At 75.6% G+C, this 21,724-nt stretch carries 19 protein-coding genes; 13 read left to right on the forward strand and 6 right to left on the reverse strand.

Annotation, left to right across the window (positions count from 1 at the left end; genetic code table 11):
* The first annotated feature begins 16 nt into the window (after nucleotides 1-16).
* From GA0070603_RS24975 to GA0070603_RS24995, 5 genes are all read left to right on the forward strand, one after another.
* A complete protein-coding gene (locus tag GA0070603_RS24975; protein ID WP_046571468.1) occupies nucleotides 17-718 on the forward strand; it encodes a response regulator transcription factor in 702 nt (233 codons plus the stop codon).
* Complete coding sequence (locus tag GA0070603_RS24980; protein ID WP_091318566.1) at nucleotides 715-2,262, forward strand: HAMP domain-containing sensor histidine kinase; 1,548 nt, start codon at nucleotides 715-717, stop codon at nucleotides 2,260-2,262. The genes GA0070603_RS24975 and GA0070603_RS24980 overlap by 4 nt, the downstream gene beginning before the upstream one ends.
* A 62-nt stretch (nucleotides 2,263-2,324) precedes the next feature.
* Complete coding sequence (locus GA0070603_RS24985; protein WP_091318569.1) at nucleotides 2,325-3,842, forward strand: trypsin-like peptidase domain-containing protein; 1,518 nt, start codon at nucleotides 2,325-2,327, stop codon at nucleotides 3,840-3,842.
* 134 nt (nucleotides 3,843-3,976) lie between these two features.
* Nucleotides 3,977-4,648 carry a BON domain-containing protein gene (locus GA0070603_RS24990; RefSeq protein WP_091318571.1) on the forward strand — a complete coding sequence of 224 codons (672 nt, stop codon included), beginning with the start codon at nucleotides 3,977-3,979 and terminating at the stop codon, nucleotides 4,646-4,648.
* 130 nt (nucleotides 4,649-4,778) lie between these two features.
* A complete protein-coding gene (locus GA0070603_RS24995; protein ID WP_425270464.1) occupies nucleotides 4,779-5,840 on the forward strand; it encodes a glycosyltransferase family 4 protein in 1,062 nt (353 codons plus the stop codon).
* Between the two features lie 3 nt (nucleotides 5,841-5,843).
* On the opposite strand, the gene GA0070603_RS25000 is transcribed toward GA0070603_RS24995, so the two are convergent.
* Nucleotides 5,844-7,295 (reverse strand): serine/threonine-protein kinase, encoded by a 1,452-nt coding sequence (locus GA0070603_RS25000; RefSeq protein ID WP_091318575.1) that lies wholly within the window; start codon nucleotides 7,293-7,295, stop codon nucleotides 5,844-5,846.
* A 175-nt stretch (nucleotides 7,296-7,470) separates the two neighbouring features.
* Here GA0070603_RS25000 and GA0070603_RS25005 point away from each other — a divergent pair, with 175 nt between their 5' ends.
* From GA0070603_RS25005 to GA0070603_RS25030, 6 genes are all read left to right on the forward strand, one after another.
* The gene (locus GA0070603_RS25005) at nucleotides 7,471-8,304 is read left to right on the forward strand and encodes a patatin-like phospholipase family protein (RefSeq protein WP_091318577.1); all 834 of its coding nucleotides are present in this window, start codon (nucleotides 7,471-7,473) and stop codon (nucleotides 8,302-8,304) included.
* Nucleotides 8,304-9,326 carry a 1-acyl-sn-glycerol-3-phosphate acyltransferase gene (locus tag GA0070603_RS25010; RefSeq protein ID WP_091318579.1) on the forward strand — a complete coding sequence of 341 codons (1,023 nt, stop codon included), beginning with the start codon at nucleotides 8,304-8,306 and terminating at the stop codon, nucleotides 9,324-9,326. Before GA0070603_RS25005 ends, GA0070603_RS25010 begins: the two co-directional genes overlap by 1 nt.
* 56 nt (nucleotides 9,327-9,382) lie before the next feature.
* Nucleotides 9,383-9,703 carry a divalent-cation tolerance protein CutA gene (cutA, locus tag GA0070603_RS25015; RefSeq protein ID WP_091318581.1) on the forward strand — a complete coding sequence of 107 codons (321 nt, stop codon included), beginning with the start codon at nucleotides 9,383-9,385 and terminating at the stop codon, nucleotides 9,701-9,703.
* A gap of 47 nt (nucleotides 9,704-9,750) precedes the next feature.
* Nucleotides 9,751-13,173: an SCO7613 C-terminal domain-containing membrane protein gene (locus GA0070603_RS25020; protein ID WP_091318584.1), complete on the forward strand. Its 3,423-nt coding sequence runs from the start codon at nucleotides 9,751-9,753 to the stop codon at nucleotides 13,171-13,173.
* Between the two features lie 120 nt (nucleotides 13,174-13,293).
* Complete coding sequence (locus GA0070603_RS25025) at nucleotides 13,294-14,346, forward strand: fatty acid desaturase family protein (protein WP_091318587.1); 1,053 nt, start codon at nucleotides 13,294-13,296, stop codon at nucleotides 14,344-14,346.
* 167 nt (nucleotides 14,347-14,513) lie between these two features.
* On the forward strand, nucleotides 14,514-15,662 hold the full coding sequence (locus tag GA0070603_RS25030; RefSeq protein WP_091318589.1) for an FHA domain-containing protein: 1,149 nt from the start codon (nucleotides 14,514-14,516) through the stop codon (nucleotides 15,660-15,662).
* A gap of 61 nt (nucleotides 15,663-15,723) precedes the next feature.
* On the opposite strand, the gene rocD is transcribed toward GA0070603_RS25030, so the two are convergent.
* The 3 genes from rocD to GA0070603_RS25045 form a co-directional block, all read right to left on the reverse strand.
* Entirely contained in the window at nucleotides 15,724-16,938 is a 1,215-nt protein-coding gene (gene rocD, locus GA0070603_RS25035) for an ornithine--oxo-acid transaminase (protein ID WP_187399754.1), read from the reverse strand.
* Nucleotides 16,938-17,753: a dimethylargininase gene (gene ddaH, locus GA0070603_RS25040; protein WP_187399755.1), complete on the reverse strand. Its 816-nt coding sequence runs from the start codon at nucleotides 17,751-17,753 to the stop codon at nucleotides 16,938-16,940. The genes rocD and ddaH overlap by 1 nt, the downstream gene beginning before the upstream one ends.
* Before the next feature lie 175 nt (nucleotides 17,754-17,928).
* Nucleotides 17,929-18,567, reverse strand: a complete 639-nt coding sequence (locus tag GA0070603_RS25045) for an NAD(P)-dependent oxidoreductase (RefSeq protein WP_091318594.1) — start codon at nucleotides 18,565-18,567, stop codon at nucleotides 17,929-17,931.
* Nucleotides 18,568-18,671: 104 nt separating this feature from the next.
* On the opposite strand from GA0070603_RS25045, the gene GA0070603_RS25050 reads away from it, so the two are divergent.
* Nucleotides 18,672-19,034, forward strand: coding sequence for a winged helix-turn-helix transcriptional regulator (locus GA0070603_RS25050; protein ID WP_091318596.1), 363 nt, complete (start codon nucleotides 18,672-18,674; stop codon nucleotides 19,032-19,034).
* Nucleotides 19,035-19,152: 118 nt separating this feature from the next.
* Here GA0070603_RS25050 and GA0070603_RS25055 read toward each other — a convergent pair whose 3' ends face one another.
* Nucleotides 19,153-19,860: a DMT family transporter gene (locus tag GA0070603_RS25055; RefSeq protein ID WP_091318599.1), complete on the reverse strand. Its 708-nt coding sequence runs from the start codon at nucleotides 19,858-19,860 to the stop codon at nucleotides 19,153-19,155.
* Between the two features lie 138 nt (nucleotides 19,861-19,998).
* Here GA0070603_RS25055 and GA0070603_RS25060 point away from each other — a divergent pair, with 138 nt between their 5' ends.
* Nucleotides 19,999-20,808, forward strand: a complete 810-nt coding sequence (locus GA0070603_RS25060) for an Fpg/Nei family DNA glycosylase (protein WP_091318601.1) — start codon at nucleotides 19,999-20,001, stop codon at nucleotides 20,806-20,808.
* A gap of 65 nt (nucleotides 20,809-20,873) precedes the next feature.
* Here GA0070603_RS25060 and GA0070603_RS25065 read toward each other — a convergent pair whose 3' ends face one another.
* On the reverse strand, nucleotides 20,874-21,713 hold the full coding sequence (locus GA0070603_RS25065) for a helix-turn-helix domain-containing protein (RefSeq protein WP_091318603.1): 840 nt from the start codon (nucleotides 21,711-21,713) through the stop codon (nucleotides 20,874-20,876).
* Between the last annotated feature and the right edge of the window lie 11 nt (nucleotides 21,714-21,724).

Genomic DNA, 21,724 nt, shown 5'->3' on the forward strand with positions numbered 1-21,724 from the left:
GCGGATGATGGGTGCCATGGTGGCTACCCAGACCGAGGCCCGACTGCTCGTCGTCGAGGACGATCCCAACATCCTCGAACTGCTCTCCGCGAGCCTGCGCTTCGCCGGCTTCGACGTCGCCACCGCGACCAGCGGCAGCGCGGCGCTCAACGCCGCCAAGGACCACCGGCCCGACCTGGTCGTGCTCGACGTGATGCTGCCCGACCTGGACGGCTTCGAGGTCATCCGGATGCTGCGCGAGGGCGGCACGCGCACCCCGGTGGTCTTCCTGACCGCCCGGGACGCCACCGACGACAAGATCCGCGGGCTCACCCTGGGCGGGGACGACTACGTCACCAAGCCGTTCAGCCTGGAGGAGCTGACCGCCCGGATCCGGGCCGTGCTGCGGCGCACCGCCACCGGCGAGCACGCACCCTCCCGGCTCACCTTCGCCGACCTGGAGTTGGACGAGGAGACCCACGAGGTGCACCGCGCCGGGCAGCGGGTGCAGCTCTCGCCGACCGAGTTCAAGCTGCTGCGCTACCTGATGCTCAACGCCAACCGGGTCCTCTCCAAGGCGCAGATCCTCGACCACGTCTGGAACTACGACTTCCGCGGCGACGACAACATCGTCGAGTCCTACATCTCCTACCTGCGGCGCAAGGTCGACAACACCCAGCCCCGGCTCATCCACACCCTGCGCGGTGTCGGGTACGTGCTGCGCAAGCCGGCGGCGTGAACGCCGTCCACGACGCGAAGGGCTGGCTGCGCAGCGTCCCGCTGCGGGTGAAGCTGGTCGCCTCGGTGCTGGCGCTGGTCGCCGTGGCGCTGGTGGTGATCAGCTCGCTCACCGCGTTCTTCCTGCACAGCTACCTGGTCGGCCGGGTCGACGACGAGCTGAACTCCTACCTGGCGCGGGTCGAGCAGTCCTCGCCGAGCGACACGAGCGCGGGCAACGGCCTGCCCAGCGACTACATGGCGGTCTTCGCGACCGCCGGTGGAGGCAAGCTCTACTACGACAAGTCGCTGGCCGAGGAGGATCTGCCCGGCTCGCTGAGCCAGCTCGACTGGTACCAGCAGCACGCCGACCAGGGGGCCTTCACCACCGACGCGGCCGACAAGCACCTGCGCTGGCGGGTGGTGATCAAACAGGTCGCGGACGGGCAGTACATCGCCGTCGGGCAGAACATGACCGACATCGACGTGGCCGTCCGGCAGCTCGTCTGGATAGACCTCCTGGTCGGTGGGGCGGTGCTGATCATCCTGGCGTCCGTCGGGGCGGGCATCGTGCGTACCAGTCTGAAGCCCCTCGTGGAGATCGAGCGGACCGCGGCGGCCATCGCCGGCGGTGACCTGACCCAGCGGGTGCCCGACCCCGAGGAGGGGCGGGCCTGCCCGACCTCCGAGCTGGGCCGGCTCTCCCGGGCCCTCAACGCCATGCTCGCCCAGATCGAGGCGGCGTTCACCGCGCGGGCCGCCTCCGAGGCGGCGGCGCGCAGCGCCGAGGTGAGCGCCCGGGACGCCGCCGCCTCGGCCCAGGCGTCCGAGGCGCGGGCCCGCCGCTCGGAGGAGCGGATGCGGCAGTTCATCGCCGACGCCTCGCACGAGCTGCGTACCCCGCTGACCACCATCCGGGGCTTCGCCGAGCTCTACCGGCAGGGTGCGGCCCGGCAGCCGGAACAGACCGCCGGGCTGCTGCGCCGGATCGAGGACGAGGCGTCCCGGATGGGGCTGCTGGTCGAGGACCTGCTGCTGCTGGCGCGGATGGACCGGGAGCGGCCCATCGCGCTGGCCCCGGTCGAGCTGCCGGTGCTCGCCTCGGACGCGGTCCAGGCGGCCCGGGCCGTGGAGCCGGACCGCGCCGTCACGCTGGAGATCGAGCCCGGCGCCGGTCCGCTGGTGGTGCTCGGCGACGACGCCCGGCTGCGCCAGGTGATCGGCAACCTGATGACCAACGCGCTCACCCACACCCCGCCGGACGCCGCGGTGACCCTGCGGCTGCGGGCGGAGCCGGGGAACCTGGCCGTGGTGGAGGTGGCGGACACCGGTCCCGGCCTCACCCCGGAGCAGGCCGAGCGGGTGTTCGAGCGGTTCTACCGGGTGGACGCGGCGCGTACCCGGCGGGCGGGCGGTCCGACCAGCACCGGGTTGGGGCTGGCCATCGTCGCCGCGCTGGTGGCGGCGCACCACGGCACCGTCGAGGTGGCCGAGACGCCGGGCGGCGGGGCCACCTTCCGGGTGCGGCTGCCGCTGCTGCCCGAGGCGCCCGAGCCCGGCGAGTGACTTTCAGAAAACATTCAGGCCGGTTCCAGGCAGGTCGCAGTGCCAGGGGAGAAGGTGGAGTCATGACCGACCACGAGACCGATCCGCAGCGGTCGCCGGCCCCCGCCGACGCCGAGCCGTCGCACCCGACCGCCGAGCTGCCCCGCGCCGAGAGCGGGCAGTCGGACACCACCGTCACCCCGGCCGTGGCGCCGGTTCCGGCCGACTCCCCGGCCGCCGGAACCACCGCCCCGGCTTCCGCCGTCCCGGCTTCGGCCGCTCCGGCGGAGACGCCGGCCGCGCCCGCCGGCCCGTACGCGCCGCCGGCGGCGACGCCGTACCCGGTCTCCGGGCAGCCGCAGCAGCCGCACCACTGGTACGGGGCGCAGCAGCAGAGCCCCTGGGCCCAGCAGGGCGGCGGCTACCCGTCGCAGGCCGGCGGCCCGGTCCCGCCGTACCAGGCGCAGCAGCCGTATCCGCAGCACCAGCCGCACCAGGTCCACCAGGCCGGGCAGCCGGTCCCGCCGTGGGGCCCGCAGCAGCCGGCGCGGCCCAGCCGGGCCGGCAAGTTCATCGGCGCGGGCGCGCTGGCGCTGGCCCTGATGCTCGGTTCCGGCGTGGCCGGCGGCGCGCTCGCCCTCGCCCTCGACGGCGACCGGACCGTCACCCGCACCTACTCGGCCGCGCCCGTGCTGAACAGCGCCGACCTGCCGAAGATCGCGGCCGCCGTCCAGGACAGCATCGTCACGATCATGACGGACAGCGGTGAGGGCTCCGGGGTGATCCTCAGCGCCGACGGGTACGTGCTGACCAACAACCACGTGGTCGCCTCCGCGAGCGGCGACACCGTGAAGGTCGTCTTCGCCGACGGCAAGAGCGCCCAGGCGAAGATCGTCGGCACCGACCCGAAGACCGACCTCGCGGTGGTCAAGGCCAACGGCGTGAGTGACCTGAAGGCGGCCAAGTTCGGCGACAGCGACGCCATGCAGGTCGGCGACCAGGTGCTCGCCCTGGGCAGCCCGCTCGGCCTTCAGGGCTCGGTCACCGCCGGCATCCTGAGCGCCCGCGACCGCACCATCCAGGCCGGCGAGGGCGGCCAGCAGCAGAACCCGCAGCAGGGCGCCAGCTCGATCTCCGGCCTGCTGCAGACCGACGCCCCGATCAACCCGGGCAACTCGGGCGGCGCGCTGGTCAACACCCGGGGCGAGGTGATCGGCATCAACACGGCCATCGCCACCGCCGGGCAGGGCAGCAACGGCAACATCGGGGTCGGCTTCGCCATCCCGAGCAACAAGGCCAAGGACGTCGCCGAGAAGCTCCAGCGCGGCGAGAAGATCAGCCACCCGTCCCTCGGGGTCAGCGTGGCCGGCGCGGAGGACGGCGGCGCGCTGGTCTCCGACGTGGTCGCGGGCAGCGCCGCCGAGAAGGCCGGGCTCCAGCGCGGCGACGTCATCACCAAGTTCGGCGACAAGGTGATCAACGACTCGAACGACCTGGTCGGCGCCGTGCAGGCCGGCAAGGTTGGGGACCGGGTCGAGGTCCAGTTCAAGCGGAACGGTTCGACCCAGACGGCAACCGTGACGCTCGCCGAGACGTCATAACACCAGACCTGCCTCCTCCACGGGCGGCGGGTGACGGAGCCAAGGGGGTTGGTTCCGTCACCCGCCGCCCTTTTTCGTGTCCTCACCCGCACCGGGTGAGGACGTCTCACCCCGTCCGGCGGCACCCTCGGTGCATGACGACCACCTCCGCCGTCCGTACCGACCAGGACATCCAGCGGGACGTGCTCGCCGAGCTGGACTGGGACGCGCAGACCCGGCCGACCGAGATCGGGGTGACCGTCGCCGACGGCGTGGTCTCGCTCACCGGCCAGGTCGACAGCTACGCCCGGCGCTGGGCCGCCGAGCGCTGCGCGCACCGGGTCCGCGGGGTCCGCGCCGTCGCCAGCGACCTGGAGGTCGAGCTGCCCGCCACCGAGGCGCGCACCGACGCCGACATCGCTATCGCGGCCAGCCGGGCGTTGGAGTGGGACAGCTTCGTCCCCGCCGAGCGGCTCGACGTGACCGTCGCCGACGGCTGGGTCATGCTCCGCGGCGAGGTGGAGTACGGCTTCCAGAGCCGTACCGCCGAGCGGGAGCTGCGCCGGCTGCGCGGCGTACGCGGGGTGACGAACCTGGTCGAGGTGCACCCGCCCACCCCGCCCAGCGACGAGCAGAACCGCCGCGACCTGCAACGCGTGCTGTTCCGGCGGACCGGCACCGAACGCATCGAGGTACGGGTCAGCGGGGACACCGTGGTGCTCGACGGGGTGGTCCGCTCGTGGTGGCAGCGGGAGGAGGCGGAACGGGCGGCCTGGGCCACACCCGGCGTACGGGAGGTGCACGACCGGATCGTGGTGGCCGGCTGAGCCGCCGTTTACCGCCGGACGCGTCGGGAAACCGCCGCCGACCGGTTACGCCGGGGACCATCGGGGAGGACTCGTGGCCGTGAACCAGCCGCCGTCGGACCGCTCACGGGCCGGGCCCCTGCGGATCGCGATGGTGGTTCCGCCCTGGCTGTCCGTCCCACCTCCCGGCTACGGCGGGCTGGAGCAGGTGGTGGCCGGGCTGGTGGACGCGCTTGTCGACCGCGGTCACGCGGTGACCCTGTTCGGCGCCGGCCGGGAGAACGGCACCGCCGCCGACTTCGTCTCCACCTGCGCCGACCTCCAGTACGAGCGGCTGGGCGAGTCCCTGCCCGAGCTGGCCCACCTGGCCCACGTCAACCGGCTGGTGGACCCGGCCGACTTCGACCTGGTGCACGACCACACCACCATCGGCCCCATGGTCGCCGGCCAGCGCCGGGTGCCCACCGTGGCCACCGTGCACGGCAACCCCGTGGGGGAGTACGGCACCGTGCTGAGCAACGCCGACCACGGGGTGGGCCTCGTGGCGATCTCGCACGCCCAGCACGCGTCCAACCCGGACCTGCCCTGGGTGGGCACCGTGCACAACGCCATGCCGCTGCGCGACTTCCCGCACAAGCGGGCGCCGGGACCCGGGCCGGTGCTCTGGCTCGCCCGGTTCAGCCCCGACAAGGGACCGGACGTGGCGATCCGCGCCTGCCGGGCGGCCGGCCTGCCGCTCACCCTTGCCGGCAAGTGCAACGAGCCGGCCGAGCGCCGCTACTTCGAGCAGGTGGTCGAGCCGATGCTGGACGACGACGTCACCCTGGTGTTCAACGCCGACCGGGCCGCCACCCTGCGGCTGCTGGTCGACGCCCGCTGCCTCATCATGCCGATCCAGTGGGCGGAGCCGTTCGGCATGGTGATGGTGGAGGCCATGGCCACCGGCACGCCAGTGGTGGCGCTGCGCCGGGGCGCCGTACCGGAGCTGGTCCGCGACGGGGTCACCGGGCTGGTCTGCGACCGCGCGGAGGAGCTGCCGGGGGCGCTGCGGGCGGCGGCCCGCCTCGACCCGGCCGACAGCGTCGCTCACGTGGCGGAGCACTTCTCGGTGGAGCGGATGGCCGCCGGCTACGAGGCGGTCTACCGGAACTTCCTGGCCGGCCGGGCCCGGTTCGCCGGGCGGCGCGAGGCCACGCCCGTCGTCGCGCGTTGACCCTCAGGTGCGCCCCGTCGCCAGTTCCGCGGCGGCGGCGTCGAGCTGGCGGGCGTACTCCGGGCTGATGCTGCCCTCGCGCCGGCGGTCGGCGATCTTCCCGCGGAGCCGGTCCACGGCGGCGGTCAGCGCGCCGTCACCGGTCGCGGCGGTGACGTTGCGCAGCAGGTTACGCAGGTCCACACCGACGTCGCCGCGGATCTGCCCGGCGGCCAGCCCGGCCTCGATCAGCCCTTCCACCCGGTGGGCCGCCTCGTCCAGGCTGCCGCCGGCCGGCGTCGGCGCCGCGGCGGTCGCGGTCGGCCGGCGGGTCGGGCCGGGCGGCGCGGTGGTGGCCGGGATGTCCTGGCGGGGTGGCGTGGTGGACGGCACCACCGCGGGCCCGGTGGTCGGGGACACCAACGGCGGCGCCTGCTCGTCCGGCAGCAGGGCGGGCACCAGCAGGGCGGCGCCCGCCACCACCACGACGCCGACCGCCACAAGGGGAAGCGCCCGGCGGCGTCGGGACGCCCCGGCCGGGACGGGCGCGGTGGGCTCGGGCCCGGCCGGCGGTCGCTCCGGGCCGGGCAGCGCCGGCAGGGTCACGGTCGGGGCCAGCATGGTGGCGGCCTGCGGGTCGGCGGGCAGCAGCTGGTCGCGGAGCACTGCCGCCACCTGGTGCGCGGTGGGCCGCCGCCGCGGGTCGCGGGACAGGCAGCGCAGGCAGATCTCCGCGACCGGCGCGGGCAGCCCGGGTACGCCGTCCAGGGTGGGCGCGGCGTCCTCCGCCAGCGCCGTGCCGAGCTGCTCCCAGGTGTCCGCCGGGTACGGCGGCTGCCCGGTCAGCGTCTCGTAGAGCAGCACGCCCAGCGAGTAGACGTCGGTGGCCGGCTGGGCCGGCGCCCCGTCCAGCCGCTCCGGCGCCACGTACGCCGGGGTGCCGAAGGTGCCGCCGTCCTCGTCCTCGTCCGGCGCGCCGACCCGGGTGGCGATGCCGAAGTCGAGCACCTTGGCGCCGACCCGGGTCATCATCACGTTCGACGGGGTGATGTCGCGGTGCACGATGCCCAGCCGGTGCGCGGCGGCCACCGCCTCGGCCACCTGCGCGCCCGTCTCCACGGCCGCCGGCCAGGGCAGCGGCCCCTCGGTGAGCCGGTGTTCCAGCTCCTCGCCGCTGAGCAGCTCCATCACCACGAACGAGGTGATCGAGCCGTCCGGCGCCACCGTCTCGCCGTAGTCGTGCACGGCGGTGACGTGCGGGTGGACGAGCTGGGCGGCGGAGCGGGCCTCCTCGCGGACCATGTCGCGGAACCGGGCGTCGGAGGCGAGCGAGGGGGCCAGCACCTTCACGGCCACCACCCGGTCGAGCACCTCGTCGCGGGCCCGCCAGATCACCGACATGCCGCCGGCCCCGATCTGGTCGATGAGCCGGTACCTGCGGGCCAGCAGCCGGCCGGCGTGCAGCGTCGCCTTCACATCGCACCTGCCTGGGCTTGGGAGCGGTATCAGGTTGCGGGAATGTGTCCGGCCTGTCAACGGCTGTCCGTTCCCGGTCGCGGCCCGCGTCACGCCGGTCGCGCCCGGTGACGGCGGCGACCGGCGCGACCGGCGGCGGCGGGCCGGTTACGAGGCGCGTGCCAGGATGAACGGCATGGCAGGCGGTCCGGTGGCGTTCGTGCTCGGCGGCGGGGGAGTGCTCGGCGCGGTCGAGGTGGGCATGCTCCGTGCCCTGTTCCGGGTCGGTATCCGACCCGACATGGTGCTCGGCACCTCGATCGGCGCGGTCAACGGCGCCCTGGTCGCCGCCGACCCGAGCGAGGCCGTCACCGACCGGCTGGTCCGGCTCTGGGCCTCGCCCGAGGCGAGCGAGGTGTACGGCGACTCGGTCGCCCGGCAGCTGCGCCGCTTCGCCGCGCGCACCCACCTGCACTCGCCCCGGCCGCTGCGCCGGCTGCTGGAGAGCGAACTGGGCGAGGACACCACCTTCGCCGACCTGGCCGTGCCGTTCCGCTGCTGCGCGGCCAACATCGAGCGCGCCGCCGAGCACTGGTTCCACAGCGGACCGGTGGTGCCCGCGGTGCTCGCCTCCGCGTCGGTGCCCGGGCTGCTGCCCCCCACCCAGATCGACGGTCAGCACTACATCGACGGCGGGGTGGTCAACTCGATCCCGGTCGGCGAGGCCGTCGTGGCCGGGGCCACGCAGATCTTCGTGCTCCAGGTGGGCCGGATCGAGCGCGAGCTGACCCCGCCCCGCCGGCCCTGGGAGATCGCCCAGGTGGCGTTCGAGATCGCCCGCCGGCACCGGTTCGCCCGGGAGATGGCGGCGCTGCCGGAGGGGGTGGAGGTGCACGTGCTGCCGACCGGCGGCCTGGAGCCGCGCGAGGACAGCCCGTGGGCGTACCGGGACATCGCGGCGGTGGGGCGGCGGATCAGCCGGGCGTACACCGCCTCCCGCCGCTACCTGGACACCGCCCTGGAGCGCTGATGCCGCTGCCGCCGCGGTGGGTACGCCGGATGCTGCTCGCGCCCGGCGTGGTGCTGCTCGCCGTCGCCGTGGTGACCACCCTGCCGGTCTGGGCGCTGCTGGCCCTGGCCGCGTCGCCGCTGGTGCCGGGGCGGCTGCGCCCGCTGCGGCTGCTCTGGATCGGCACGGTCTACCTGGTCTGGGACGCCGCCGCGCTGCTCGCGCTCTTCGTGCTCTGGGTCGCCTCGGGCTTCGGCGCGCGCAAGCGGTCACCGGCCTTCCAGCGGGCGCACTACGTGCTCGCCGGCCACTTCCTGCGGGTGCTGTTCTGGCAGGCCCGCTGGACGCTGCGGCTGAGCATCGACGTGGTCGGCACCGACCCGGACACCGCCCTGCCCGGCCGCCCCGAGCTGGTGCTGTGCCGGCACGCCGGTCCGGGCGACTCGTTCATCCTGATCCACGCGCTGGTGAACTGGTTCCACCGGGAGCCCCGGATCGTGCTGAAGGAGACCCTCCAGTGGGACCCGGCCATCGACATCCTGCTCAACCGGCTGCCCAACCGGTTCATCGCGCCCGGGCCGGACGGCAGGGAGTCGGCGATCCGGCAGATCGGCCACCTCGCCACCGGCCTGGACGACGACGACGCGTTCGTGATCTTTCCGGAGGGCGGCAACTTCACCCCGAAACGCCGGCTGCGGGCCATCGCCCGGCTGCGCGCCCTCGGCCTGGAGCGGATGGCGCTGCGCGCCGAGCGGATGCAGCACGTGCTCGCCCCGCAGCCGGGTGGGCTGCTCGCCGCCCTCGACGCCGCCCCGGACGCCGGGGTGATCTTCGTGGCGCACACCGGGCTCGACCAGATGCTCACCGTCGCCGACGTGTGGCGCGAGCTGCCGATGGACAAGCGCATCGTCATGCGGTTCTGGTCGGTGCCGCCCGAGGAGGTGCCGGTCGACAAGCAGGAGCGCATCGACTGGCTGTTCGACTGGTGGGCCCGGATCGACAGGTGGATCGCCGCCAACCGGGACGGCGTCGCCGCCGAGTAGCGGCCGGTTCGGTGCGCGTGCAGCGGACCGGCCGGAACGCCACGTAGGGTGCGCTGGTGGAGCAGATCTGCGTGGTGACGACGGTGGTGGACGCCCGCTCGGTCGCGGACGTGCTGGCGGCCGCGGCCGTCGCCGGCCGGCTGGCGGCGTGCGCCCAGGTCGGCGGGCAGGTGGACAGCACCTACTGGTGGCAGTCGGCGATCCAGACCACCGCCGAGTGGTCGGTCCAGTTCAAGACCGCGCCGGACCGGGTGGACGCGCTCGTCGACCAGCTTCGCGCCAACCACCCGTACGAGGTGCCGGAGATCCTGGTCACCCGGGTGGAGAGCGGCAACCCGGACTACGCGGCCTGGGTGCACGACCACAGCCGCCCCTAGGTACGCCTACTCTGTCCGCCCGCTCCGCCGGTCACGATGCTGGCGGGGTGGAGAACACCGGCTACCCCTGCCCCGGCTGCGGCGCCCCCGCCGACCTCGCCTCCGGCTGTCCCGGCTGCGGCCGGCCGCCGTACCCGCCCGCCGCCGAGGTCGTCACGCTGGACCGGGAGATCGCCGGGCTGACGCCGCGGGTCGAGGCGGCCCGGATCGCGTACCAGGAGCTGTCCGGCCGGCTGTCGACGGCCCGGCAGCGGCGCGCCGAACTGGCCGCCCGGATCCGCCTGGAGATCCCGGCGCCGCGCCCGGTCGCGCCCGCGCCGCCGGTGCGCCCGCAGCCGGCCCCCGTCCCGGTACGCCCCGGCGGGGCGGAGACCTCCACCCGCGCGGTGCAGAGCCTGCTCTTCGTCCTCGGTGGACTGCTGCTCGGCACCGCGGCGGTGGTCTTCACGGCGGTCGCCTGGGCCGCGTTCGGGATCGCCGGGCGGGCGCTGATCCTGCTCGCCTTCACCGCCCTCGCCCTCGCCGCGCCCCTGGTGGCCCGGACGCGCGGGCTGCGCGGCACGGCCGAGACGTTCGCCGCCGTGGGCCTGCTCCTGGTGCTCCTCGACGGGTACGCCGCCTGGTCGGTGGACCTGTTCGGGGTGGCCGGCTGGCCGGGCAGCCGGTACGCCGCGCTGGTCGGGGGGATCGGCGCGTCGGTCGCGGCCGGGTACGCGCGGCTGAGCCGGCTGACCGTGCCCTGGTTCGCGGCGCTGCTGACCGCCCAGCCGGTGCTGCCCCTGGCCGCGGTGGCCGCCGAGCCGTCCCCGGCCGGCTGGGCGCTGGTCCTGACCGCGGTGGCGCTGGGCGACCTCGTGGTGGTGGTCGCCCTGCGCGGCCGGGTCGCCCGGAACGCGCCGTCCGCGGTGCTCGCCGGCTGGGTGCTCGCCTGGGTCGGCCACGGCGTCGCGCTCGCCCTGGCGGCCGGCTGCGCGCTCGTGCCCCTGGTCCTCGGGCGGGCGGCCGGCACGCCGCTGCTGGCCGGCGGCCCGCTGCTGGTGGTGGCGCTCGCCCTGTTCGCCGGCGCGCTGGCGGCGGGCGGCCGTACCCACCGGCTGGTCAGCGCCGGGCTGCTGGTGCCGGTCGTGGCCACCGCGCTGATCCGGCCGGTCGCCGCGCTGCGCCCCGGGTTGCTGCTGCTCGCCGCGGGCATCGTGGTGGTCGCGCTGGCCGGCGCGGTCCGGGCGCTTCCGGCGGGGCTGCGGACCGGCCCCCGGCTCGGCGCCTTCCTGGTGGCCGCCGGCCTGGGCCAGGTCGCCACCGTCCTCACCGGGCTGGTCGCCGCGGCCACCGCGGCCGCCGCCCTCCCGCCCTGGCAGGGCGGCCGGACCGCCGAGGTCCCGTCCTGGGGATGGCAGCTCCCGGTGGCCGTGCTGCTCACCGCCGGGGCCGTCGCCCTGCTGGCGCCCCGGGTCGGCCGCCCGCTGGTCGGGGTGGTCGGTGGCGCCCTGGCCGTGCTGGCCGCGCCGGCCGTGACGGCCACCCCGTGGCCGCTGGTGCTGGTCGCCGACCTGGCGGCGGCCACCGCGCTGCTGCTGGTGGTGGTCGCCCGGCCGCGCCGGCGGAACCCGACAGTGGTGGTCACCGCGCTCACCGCGGCCGTCCTGCTCGGGCACGCCCTGCTGGTCGGCTGCGCCGCGCCGGCCGGCGCGGGCGCGGTGCTCGCCGTCCTGGCCGTGCTCGGCGCCGTCGTGGCGGCGCAGGGCCGCCGGGGCCGGGGCGCGCAGCCGGTCATCGCCGGCGTGGCGCTGGCCGTGGCGCTGCTCGCCGTGCCCGCCGGGGTGGCCGTCGCGCTGCTCGGCCTGGGCGCGCCGGCCTGGTGGCAGCTCCGCGCCGGGACGGCCGCCGTCGCGCTGCCGGTGGCCGCCGTCCTCGCCGTCCGTCGCCACTGGCCCGACCTGCACGGGTACGCCTCGGCCGGCCTCGCCGTCGCCCTCGCGGCGGTCGGTCTCGGGCCGCTTGTCGTGCCGGGTGCGGAGTCCATGGCGCTCTACGCCGCCGTCGGCGCGCTGCTGGCGCTGGCCGCCGGAGGCGGCGCCCGGCCCGGTCCCGCCCCGGAGGCGGCCGGGGTCGCGCTGGCCGGCCTGGCGCTCCTCGCCGCCGCCCCGGTCGCCCTCGCGGTGCTGCTGGACCTGCCCGTCCGGCCCTGGTCCGGGGTGCCCGCCGTCGAGCCCGTGCCGGGGGCGGCCCGCGCCGGGCTGGTGCTGGTGCTGCTCGGGGCGGTCGCGGCGGCGTACGCCCGGATCGCGACGCCGGGCCGCCGCGCCGCGGCGGACGCGCCGACCTGGTGGCTGCCCGCGCTGGCCGCGCTGCCGTTCGGCGCGGTGGCCGTGCCGGTGCTGCTGGCGGCGGCCGGCGCGCCCTGGCCGGTGGTGCCCGGCCTGGTCTTCGGGGCCGGGGTGGCCGCGCTGCTGCTGGCCGCGCTGGCGGGTCCGCGCCCGGCGGCGCTGCCGGTCCTGCTGCCGCTGGGGGTCGTCCTCACCGCCCCCGGGCTCGGTGGCCTCCTCGCCACCCGGGCCGGGACCCTGGCCGGGCTGGGCGTGCTGGTCGTCGCGGCCGCCGTGGCGGGGGCGGCCGGCCGGCCGGCCGAGGTCCGGCTCGTCGGCTGGCTGGGCGCCGTGGCGGCGGCCACCGGTTTCGCGGTCACCGCGGCGCTGGCCGGCGGGCTGCCGCTGCGTACCGCCGGGTTCGCGGTGCTGGCCGTCGCGGCGGTGACCCTGCACGCCACGCCGACCCTGCGAACCCGCACCGCCCGCGCGGGCGGGCCGGCAGGGGCCCTGGCGCTGGAGGCGGCGGCACAGGCGGTCGCCCTGCTGGGGCTGCTGCTCACCGTCGGCGCGCTGCGGCACGCGGCGGCGGTCTGCGTGCTGTGGGGCCTGGCCGTGGCGGTCCGGGTGCTGCGCCGGGGCGAGACGCCGGCCCGGCGGTGGGGCTTCGCCGCGGTCGCGGGCGGCAGCGAACTGCTCGGCGGGTGGCTGCTGCTGGCCGCGGGCGGGGTGACGGTGCTGGAGGCGTACACCCTGCCGGCGGCGGCGCTCGCCCTCGGCGCGGGCCTGCTGGCGCTGCGGTCCCGGCCCGGGCTGAACAGCTGGCTGGCGCTCGGCCCCGGCCTCGGCGCGGCGCTGCTGCCGAGCCTCGTCTCGGTGCTGGCCGCGCCGGACCCGCAGCCGGCCCGCCGGCTCGCCCTCGGCCTCGTGGCGCTCGGCGCGGTGCTCGGTGGTGCGACCCGGCGCTGGCAGGCACCGGTCCTGCTGGGCGCGGCGACCCTGGTCCCGCTGGCCCTGCACGAGCTGGCCCGGGGCTGGGACCTGCTGCCCCGCTGGATCTTCCTGGGCCTGGGCGGCCTGGCGCTGATCGCCCTCGCCGCCACCTACGAGCGGCGCCGGCGGGACCTGGCCCGGCTCCGGGCCGCCGTGGGCGGGATGAGGTAGGGCTAGCACCACCCCGAGCTGGGGGGTTGCCAGGATTACGCAGAGCGATCGATCAGCGCAGAATCGGTTACGCAGAGTCGCGCCGCCGGCGTGGCACACCGACCGAGGAGCGGGGATCGGATGACCTCATCGACGTTGACGGCGCCGGCGGCGCGGCGGGGCAGCGACTACGCGCGGCTGTCCCGCCGGGTCGCCGCCGCGGGCCTGTTCGACAGGCGACCCGGCCGGTACGCGGCCCGGATCGGGATCACCCTGGGCGCCTTCCTGGCCGGCTGGGCCGTGGTGGTGGCGGTGGGCGACTCCTGGTGGCAGCTGCCGCTGGCGGCGCTCATGGCGGTGGCCACCACCCAGGTGGCGTTCCTCGGGCACGACGCCGGCCACCGGCAGATGTTCCGCCGGCGCGGCCCCAGTGAGGTCGCCGGCCTGGTCGCCGGGAACCTCGCGGTCGGGCTGAGCTACGGCTGGTGGGTGGACAAGCACAACCGGCACCACGCCAACCCCAACCACGCCGACGAGGACCCCGACGTGGGGGCGGGCGCGCTGGTCTGGACGTACGAGCAGGCGACGGCGACCCGGGGCCTGAGCCGGTGGATGGCCCGGCGGCAGGCGTGGCTGTTCTTCCCGCTGCTGCTGCTGGAGGGGCTGGCGCTGCACGTGGCCAGCGTGCGGGCGCTGGTCGGCCGGGAGCCGGACGGCCGGTGGCGCACCCCGGTCCGGCACCGCGCCGTGGAGGGGCTGCTGCTCGCGGCGCACGCGGTCGGCTACCTCGGCCTGCTGTTCGCCGTGATGTCGCCCGGCCGGGCGCTGCTCTTCGCGGCCGTCCACCAGGGGCTGTGGGGCCTCTACATGGGTTGTGCCTTCGCCCCGAACCACAAGGGGATGCCGATGCCCACCGCCGAGGACGACCTCGACTTCCTGCGCAAGCAGGTGCTCACCTCGCGCAACGTGCGTGGCGGGCGGTTCGTCGACGTGGCGCTGGGCGCGCTCAACTACCAGATCGAGCACCACCTCTTCCCGAACATGCCCCGGGCCAACCTGCGGCGGGCCCGGCCGATCGTCCGCGCCTACTGCGCCGAGCAGGGCATCCCGTACGTGGAGACCGGCCTGTTCGAGTCGTACCGGCAGGCGCTCGCGCACCTGCACGAGGTGGGCCGCCCGCTGCGTCGGGGTTGAGCCCGGCGAGCGGCGGGGGTCGATGGCCGGCGTGCGTCGAGCTGCGCCGGTCGGCCCTGCCGGTAGGGTCGTCGCATGGCAGACCTGCTCACCGCGACGGCGGTGCGAGCCGAGGCGGGGCGGCCGGCCCCGACCCGGCGGACCGACGACACCGTCCGGAGCGCGGCATGAGATTCGAGATCAGCAAGGTGCTCGACGCGATCGAGGGTCGGGTGTGCACCGATCCCTCGCTGGCCCGGGCGGTGGTCGACCTGGCCGAGGTGATCCGCTGGCAGGACCTGGACGGCGGGCGGCCGGCCAGCCTGCTGCGGCTCGGCATGGTGATCGACGCGCTGTCCCGGCAGTTGGAGGAGGACAGCGTCCCGGTCTACGCGATCGTGCACCGGGCCCTGCTCTCCGACGCGGACCTGACCTCCAACGAGCGGATGGTGGTCCGGCGCTGGGCCGACGACGGGTTGGTCGAGGTGCTCGACCAGCCGGGGGACCGGATGCTGGAGGTGGCCGACCTGCTCGGCCTGCCGGTGCTCAGCCGGGTCCGGTTCGACGGGCTGGGCGGCCGCTGGCCGTGGCTCGGCCAGGCCGGCCGGGTGCTCGCCCCGGTGCCCGGCGCCGGCGGCCCGGTCTTCATCGCGCACGTCGGCGGCGGGCAGACCCCGGCCTCCGGCAGCCGCTCGCCGGCCGGCGCGAAACTGCTCGCCCGGCAGTGGCGCTGCCCCGAGCCGGGCTGCGCGCTGTTCGGCGGCGGTGGGGGCGGAGGCGCCTTCGCCGACCTGGCCCGGGTGGACCGCGCCCCGGCCGGGCAGCCGCCACCCACGCTGCGCAACGGCGTGCCCAGCTGCCCCCGGCACGGCACCCGGCTCGGCGACGCCGGGCCGCGGCCGCGTACCGCGGTGCTGGCCGTGCGGATCGGCGGGCTGGTCCGGCGGCGGTTCGTGCTCACCGAGACCCAGCCGGTGCTGGTCGGGCGGGCGCCGGACGCGAACGGCGGCGTCGTGCTCGGCCAGTGGCTCAACGACGAGGCGCGGCGCTGGATCAGCCGCAACCACGTCCGGTTCGAACTGCGGGTGGGCGAGGTGATCGTGACCGACACCAGCACCAACGGCTCGGGTGTGCGGCCGGGCGGCTCGATGGCCGAGCCGGACCGGATCCCGCTGGCCCCGCAGCAGTCCCGGGTGCTGGGCGACGGCGACCTCGTCGAGCTCTACCCGGGCGTGCAGATCGGCCGCGCCGACGAGGTGACAAGCGACGCGAAGTTCAGCCCGACCTCGGTGATGGCCGAGGCGCCGACCATGGCGATGCGGCTGCCGCGTCCCTGACGCGAAACGGAAAGGGCGCCGGGACCGTCGTGGTCCCGGCGCCCTTTCTCAGGTACGCGGATCAGCCGGCCAGCACGGCGGCGAGCTGCGCCACCGCGTGGTCGATCTCCTCCTCGGTGATCACCAGCGGCGGGGCGAGCCGGATGGTCGAGCCGTGGGTGTCCTTGGCCAGGACGCCGCGCTCCATCAGCCGCTCGCAGGCCTCCCGGCCGGTCATGAGCGCCGGGTCGATGTCCAGGCCGGCCCAGAGGCCCCGGCCCCGGACCGCCACCAGGCCCTTGCCCACCAGCCCGCGCAGGCCGGCGTGCAGCCGCTCGCCCAGCTCGGCCGAGCGGCGCTGGAACTCGCCGGTGGCCAGCAGCCGGACCACCTCGGTGGCGACCGCGCAGGCCAGCGGGTTGCCGCCGAAGGTCGAGCCGTGCTGGCCCGGCTTGAGCACCCCGAGCACGTCGGCGTTCGCGGCGACCGCCGAGACCGGCACGATGCCGCCGCCGAGCGCCTTGCCCAGCAGGTACATGTCCGGGACGACGCCCTCGTGCTCGCAGGCGAAGGTGGCGCCGGTGCGACCCAGGCCCGACTGGATCTCGTCGGCGATGAAGAGCACGTTCCGGTCGGTGCAGACCTGGCGGACGCCCGGCAGGTAGCCCTCCGGCGGCACCACGACGCCCTGCTCGCCCTGGATCGGCTCCAGCAGCACGGCCACGGTGTTCTCGTCGATCGCGGCGGTCAGCGCGGCCAGGTCGCCGTAGGGGACCACGGTGAAGCCCGGCGTGTACGGCCCGAAGTCGGCGCGCGCGTCCTCGTCGGTGGAGAAGCTGACGATGGTGGTGGTCCGGCCGTGGAAGTTCCCCTCGGCGACCACGATGTTGGCCTGGCCCGGGGTGACGCCCTTGACCTGGTAGCCCCACTTGCGGGCGACCTTGATGCCGGTCTCCACCGCCTCGGCGCCGGTGTTCATCGGCAGGACCAGGTCCTTGCCGCAGAGCGCGGCCAGCTCGCGGCAGAAGTCGGCGAACTGGTCGTGGATGAACGCGCGGCTGGTCAGGGTGAGCCGGTCGAGCTGCGCGTGCGCGGCCTCGATCAGCTTCGGGTGCCGGTGGCCGAAGTTCAGCGCCGAGTAGCCGGCCAGGCAGTCCAGGTAGCGCCGGCCGTCCACGTCGGTCAGCCAGGAGCCCTCGGCCGACGAGATCACCACGGGCAGCGGGTGGTAGTTGTGCGCCGTGTGACGCTCCGCGTCCCGTACCGCGGAGGGCGTCCGCAGCATGTCGTCGATGATCACTTGATTGCCTTTCCCTGACGGAGTCGCAACGTGCAGCACTTCGGTCCGCCGCCGGCCTTGCGCAGCTCGGACAGGTCGACACCGATGGTCTCGTAGCCCCGGTCGCGCAGCTTCGCGGCCAGGTCGGTGGCCTGCGCGGGCAGCACCACGTGGCGCCCGTCGCTGACCGCGTTCAGCCCCAGCACCTCGGCGTCGGCCATGGTGGCGTGGACCGCGTCCGGGAAGAGCCGGCGCAGCACCGCCCGGCTGCCCGGGGAGAACGCCTCGGGCAGGTACGCCACGGTCCGCTCGTCGAGCACGGTGAGCGCGGTGTCCAGGTGGTAGAAGCGCGCGTCGACAAGCTGCATGGTGATCACCGGGTAGCCGAAGACCTCCTGGAGCTGCGCGTGCGAGGCGTGCGCGGTGCGGAACCCGGTGCCGGCGAGCAGGTGGTCGCCGACCAGCAGGACGTCGCCCTCACCCTCGTTGACGTGCTTCGGGTCGTACATCTCGAAGCCGGCGGCCTCGAACCAGGCCCGGTAGGCGGGCGCCTCGTCGGCGCGCTGCGGGTCGCGGAACTGCACGGCCATGGCCTTGCCGTCGATCACCGTGCCGCCGTTGGCCGCGAAGACCATGTCCGGCAGGCCGGCGACCGGGTCGATCAGCTCGACCTCGTGGCCCAGGTCGAGGTAGGTCTGGCGCAGCTGCTCCCACTGCCGGATCGCCAGGTCGGCGTCGACCGGGGCGGTGGGGTCCATCCACGGGTTGATCGCGTAGTCGACGGCGAAGTACGTCGGCCGGCACATCAGAAAGCGCTGGCGGGTGGCGTCCATCGTCATGTCGTGCTCCCAGGGGTCGGGCGCGCCCGGCCACCGTCGGCCCACGGGCTGGCGCCGTGGTCCAACGGTATGCGGCCCGGGCCGGCGACATCCACCGCGAGAAGTTGCGTACAACGACGGATCGTTGCGTCTGGTCCAGCTCTCCCGGCGGATCGTTGCGTGCACGCACTCAGCCGCGCTCGACCCCCAGGTGCACCCGCCGGTGCCCCGGCCGTTCGATCTCGTCGAGCAGGGCCAGCGCCAGGTCGGCGTACGTGATCCGACTCGCGGCCCGGGCCGGGGCGAACCGGTACCGGCCCGCGGGCGTCCCGCCGTGGTCGAAGTCACCCGCCGGGCTGAGCACCAGCCAGTCGACGTCCGACCCCTCCCGGCGCAGCACCTCGGTTCCGGCCGCGTGGCCCAGGTAGAAGTCCCGGTACTCGGACGGGTAGTCCGGCGTGTCCATGAGCGGCACGCCGTCCGCCGTCGTGAGCACCGAGGCCAGCCCGACCACCACCAGCCGGCCGACGCCGGCCCGACGCGACCCGGCGAGGGTGGCCCGGGCCGCCGCCGGGAAGAAGACGGCCGGCGGCGCGGCCAGGTCGGCGGCGGCGTGCACCGCCGCGTAGTGCCCGGCCATCAGGCCCGCGACCCGCTCGGCGTCGGTGACGTCGCCGGCGGTCACCCGCACCCCGCTGTCGGCCGCCAGATCGGGGTGGCGGGCCGGGTCGCGGAGCACGGCGGTCACCTCGTGGCCCCGGTCGCGCGCCGCCTCCACGGTTGCCCGGCCGGCCCGGCCGCCGGCCCCGAAGACGATGATCCTGCCCATCGACGTACCTCTTCTCGTCGCGCGGGCCGGCGGGGTCGCCGGCCGTCCGCGCGGACGCTATCCGGCGGCCCGGTTTCCACCCGGATACCGACTACGGTGGGCGGATGGCCGTGCCGCTGGACCCGGAGATGTTCGACGAGCTCTGCCCCTCGGACCTGTCGCCGATCCGGTTCGGGGACAAGTGGGCCGGCATGGTGGTCCGCTGCCTGGAGGGCGGGCCCCGCCGCTTCTCCGAGCTGCGGGTGCCGCTGCGCGGCGTCACCGCCAAGGTGCTGACCCGGTCACTGCGCCGGCTCGAGGCCGACGGGCTGGTCCGGCGGAGCGTGCTCGCCGGGCGGGTCGAGTACGCCCTCACCCCGCTGGGACGCAGCCTGCTCGGCCCCATGGAGGTCGCCTGCGCCTGGGCCCGGGAGCACTGGGAGGAGTTGCTCGACGCCCGCGAGGGCATGGCCACGGCCGCCGACTGACCCCGGACGTACTTCGGGGGCGGCGAACCGCCGCCCCCGAAAGAGGTGTGCCCGGCTGGTGAACCACCAGAGCTGATCGGGCGTGCCGGCGCTGCGCCGGCGACCGGGAAACTGCCCGTCAGAAGAGATCCGCAAACTGTGAGTCGAGCCACTCCCGGAACCGGCCCACCCACTCGCCGTCGGTGGTCGGCCAGTCGAACTGGCCGGTCATGGCCACGATGCCGAGCACCACGGCGGCGATGCCGACGATCACGCCGATCAGCGCGTCGGTCTTGCCGGCCACGTGCCGGCGGCGGGTGGCGATCAGGCCGAGCACGGCCAGCACCGCGCCGACCGCGCCGAGGCCGATGCCGTAGCCGGCGAGGGTGCCGGAGAGCACGAAGAGCGCGCCGACCACCGAGACGATCAGGCCGAGGGTGGCGAGCAGGCTGGCCCGGGGCCGCTTCGTGGTGACCGGCTCGACCCGCTCCACCGCCGGGTCCCGGTCGACGGGCCGGTCCGGCCGGCCGTCGTGGTCCAGGTCGACGGTGCGCTCCAGGTCCGGGTCGACGGTCGTGCGGGTGCGCCGGCCGTCCGGGCCGGTCGAGCGGACGGTGGCGGCCCGGTCCGCCGCGGCCCGGTCCGTCGCGCGCCGCTCCGCGTCGGTGGCGCGCTCGTCGTCGGTCGCCGTGGCGGCACTCCGGTACGTGGTCCGCTCCTCGTCGCGGTCGGTCACCACCGGCCGGCCGTCCACCCGGTCGCGGACGCGGTCGCGCTCGTCGACCACCCCGTCGCCGTTCACGTCTTCGGTACGCGCCGGACCGTTCCGGCGGGACAGAATCTTCACTTCGACACCTCCTGAACTCCGGCGCGGAGACCGCGCATGACAGTGGGGAGGTACCCCGACCCGGACCTGTCGACACCCGTCGACGCCCGCCCCGCTCCTGGTCGGCGCCGTCCCGGCCAACGGGCTACCGTTGCCGTCGTGCCAGAGGGACACACGATCCACCGCCTGGCGGCCCGGCACGCCGAGCTGTTCGCCGGCGACAAGGTGCACGCCGCCAGCCCGCAGGGCCGCTTCGTCGAGGGCGCGGCCCGGCTCACCGGCACCGTTCTGGACGGCACCGAGGCGTACGGCAAGCACCTGCTGCACCACTACGCCGGCGAGCTGACCCTGCACCTCCACCTCGGGCTCTACGGCAAGGTCACCGACGGCCCGGGGGAGCCGCCGCCACCGGTCGGGCAGATCCGGCTGCGGCTCAGCAGTGACCGGCACTGGCTGGACCTGCGCGGGCCGACCGCGTGCGAGCTGCTCACCCCGCCCGAGGTGGCCGCGCTGCGCGACCGGCTCGGCCCCGACCCGCTGCGCGCCGACGCCGACCCCGACCGGGCGTACGCCCGGATCCGGCGCAGCGCCACCCCGCTGGCCGCCCTGCTGCTGGACCAGTCCGTGGTGGCCGGCACCGGCCTGATCTTCGTGGTGGAGGCGCTGTTCCGGGCCGGGCTGCCGCCGCTGCTGCCCGGGCGGGAGCTCACCCCGGCCGGCTGGGCGGAACTCTGGGCCGACCTGGTGGCGCTGATGACCGTCGCCGTCGAGCGGGGCCGGATCGACACCGTGCGGGACGGCCACCTGCCGGAGGCCATGGGCCGGCCGCCGCGGGTCGACCGGCACGGCGGCGAGGTGTACGTCTACCGCCGCCCCGGCGCGCCCTGCCACGTCTGCGGCACCGAGGTCAGCCGCGGGGAGCTGGCCGGCCGCAACCTCTACTGGTGCGCCACCTGCCAGTCCCGCTGACCGGCCCGGCACGCCCTCGGTGGTGAACCGGCCGCCGAGCGCGGCCCGGCCAGCCGACGGCCCGGTCAGCCGACGGCGCGGAGGGCGCCGTGGCGGTGGTGCCGGAGCCGCTCGACGGCCTGGGCGGTGGCCTCGTCGGCGGGCAGCAGGACGACCAGTTCCTGCGCGTCGGTGCTCGGCAGTTCCAGCTTCTCCCGGTGCCAGCGCAGCTCGCCCACGGCGGGATGGTCGAGCCGGAGCGGGACCTGTGGCGGCGGCAGGTGCCGTTGGAGCCGCCGGGTGAACTCCGGCCCGGCGACGGGAGCTAGCTGGACCCTGAACCACTCCGAGCTTTCCGCGGAGGGCCCGAGCCACAGGTCGAATGCCTGCTCGTCGGCGACCCGGTCCCAGTCGGGGAACACGCTCCGCGCCCGCGGATCGGTGAACACGTAGCGGGTCAGGTTCGGCTCGTCGGCGTCGAGCAGCCCGATGCCGCCCATGACCAGCTCGAACCCGCTCGTGTGGGCGAGCACGTCGCCGAGCCGGTTGGTGACGAACGCGACCCCCGGTTCGAGCAGCCGGAGGGTCTCCCGCACGGTGGGCCGGACCTCGCGGTTCGGCGGGGCCGGCGGCCGGTGCCCGGGGCAGCCCCCACCGGTGATCTTCGCGAGGTAGCGGAGGTGTTCGCGTTCCCCGGCGTCGAGGCTCAGGCCGTCCGCGAGGGCGTGCAGGACCGAGTGCGAGGGGTTGCGGTCCCGGCCCTGCTCGATGCGGGTCAGGTATTCGACGCTGATCCCCGAGCGGGTGGCCACCTCCGCACGGCTCAGGCCTGGGGAGCGGCGCCGGCCCCGGTCGGGCAGGCCGAAGGACTCCGGCTGGAGGCTGTCGCGCTTGGCGCGGACGAAGTCACCCAGTGGCGTACCCATGGGTCGAAGTC

This window comes from Micromonospora chersina, assembly GCF_900091475.1.
Taxonomy (GTDB): domain Bacteria; phylum Actinomycetota; class Actinomycetes; order Mycobacteriales; family Micromonosporaceae; genus Micromonospora; species Micromonospora chersina.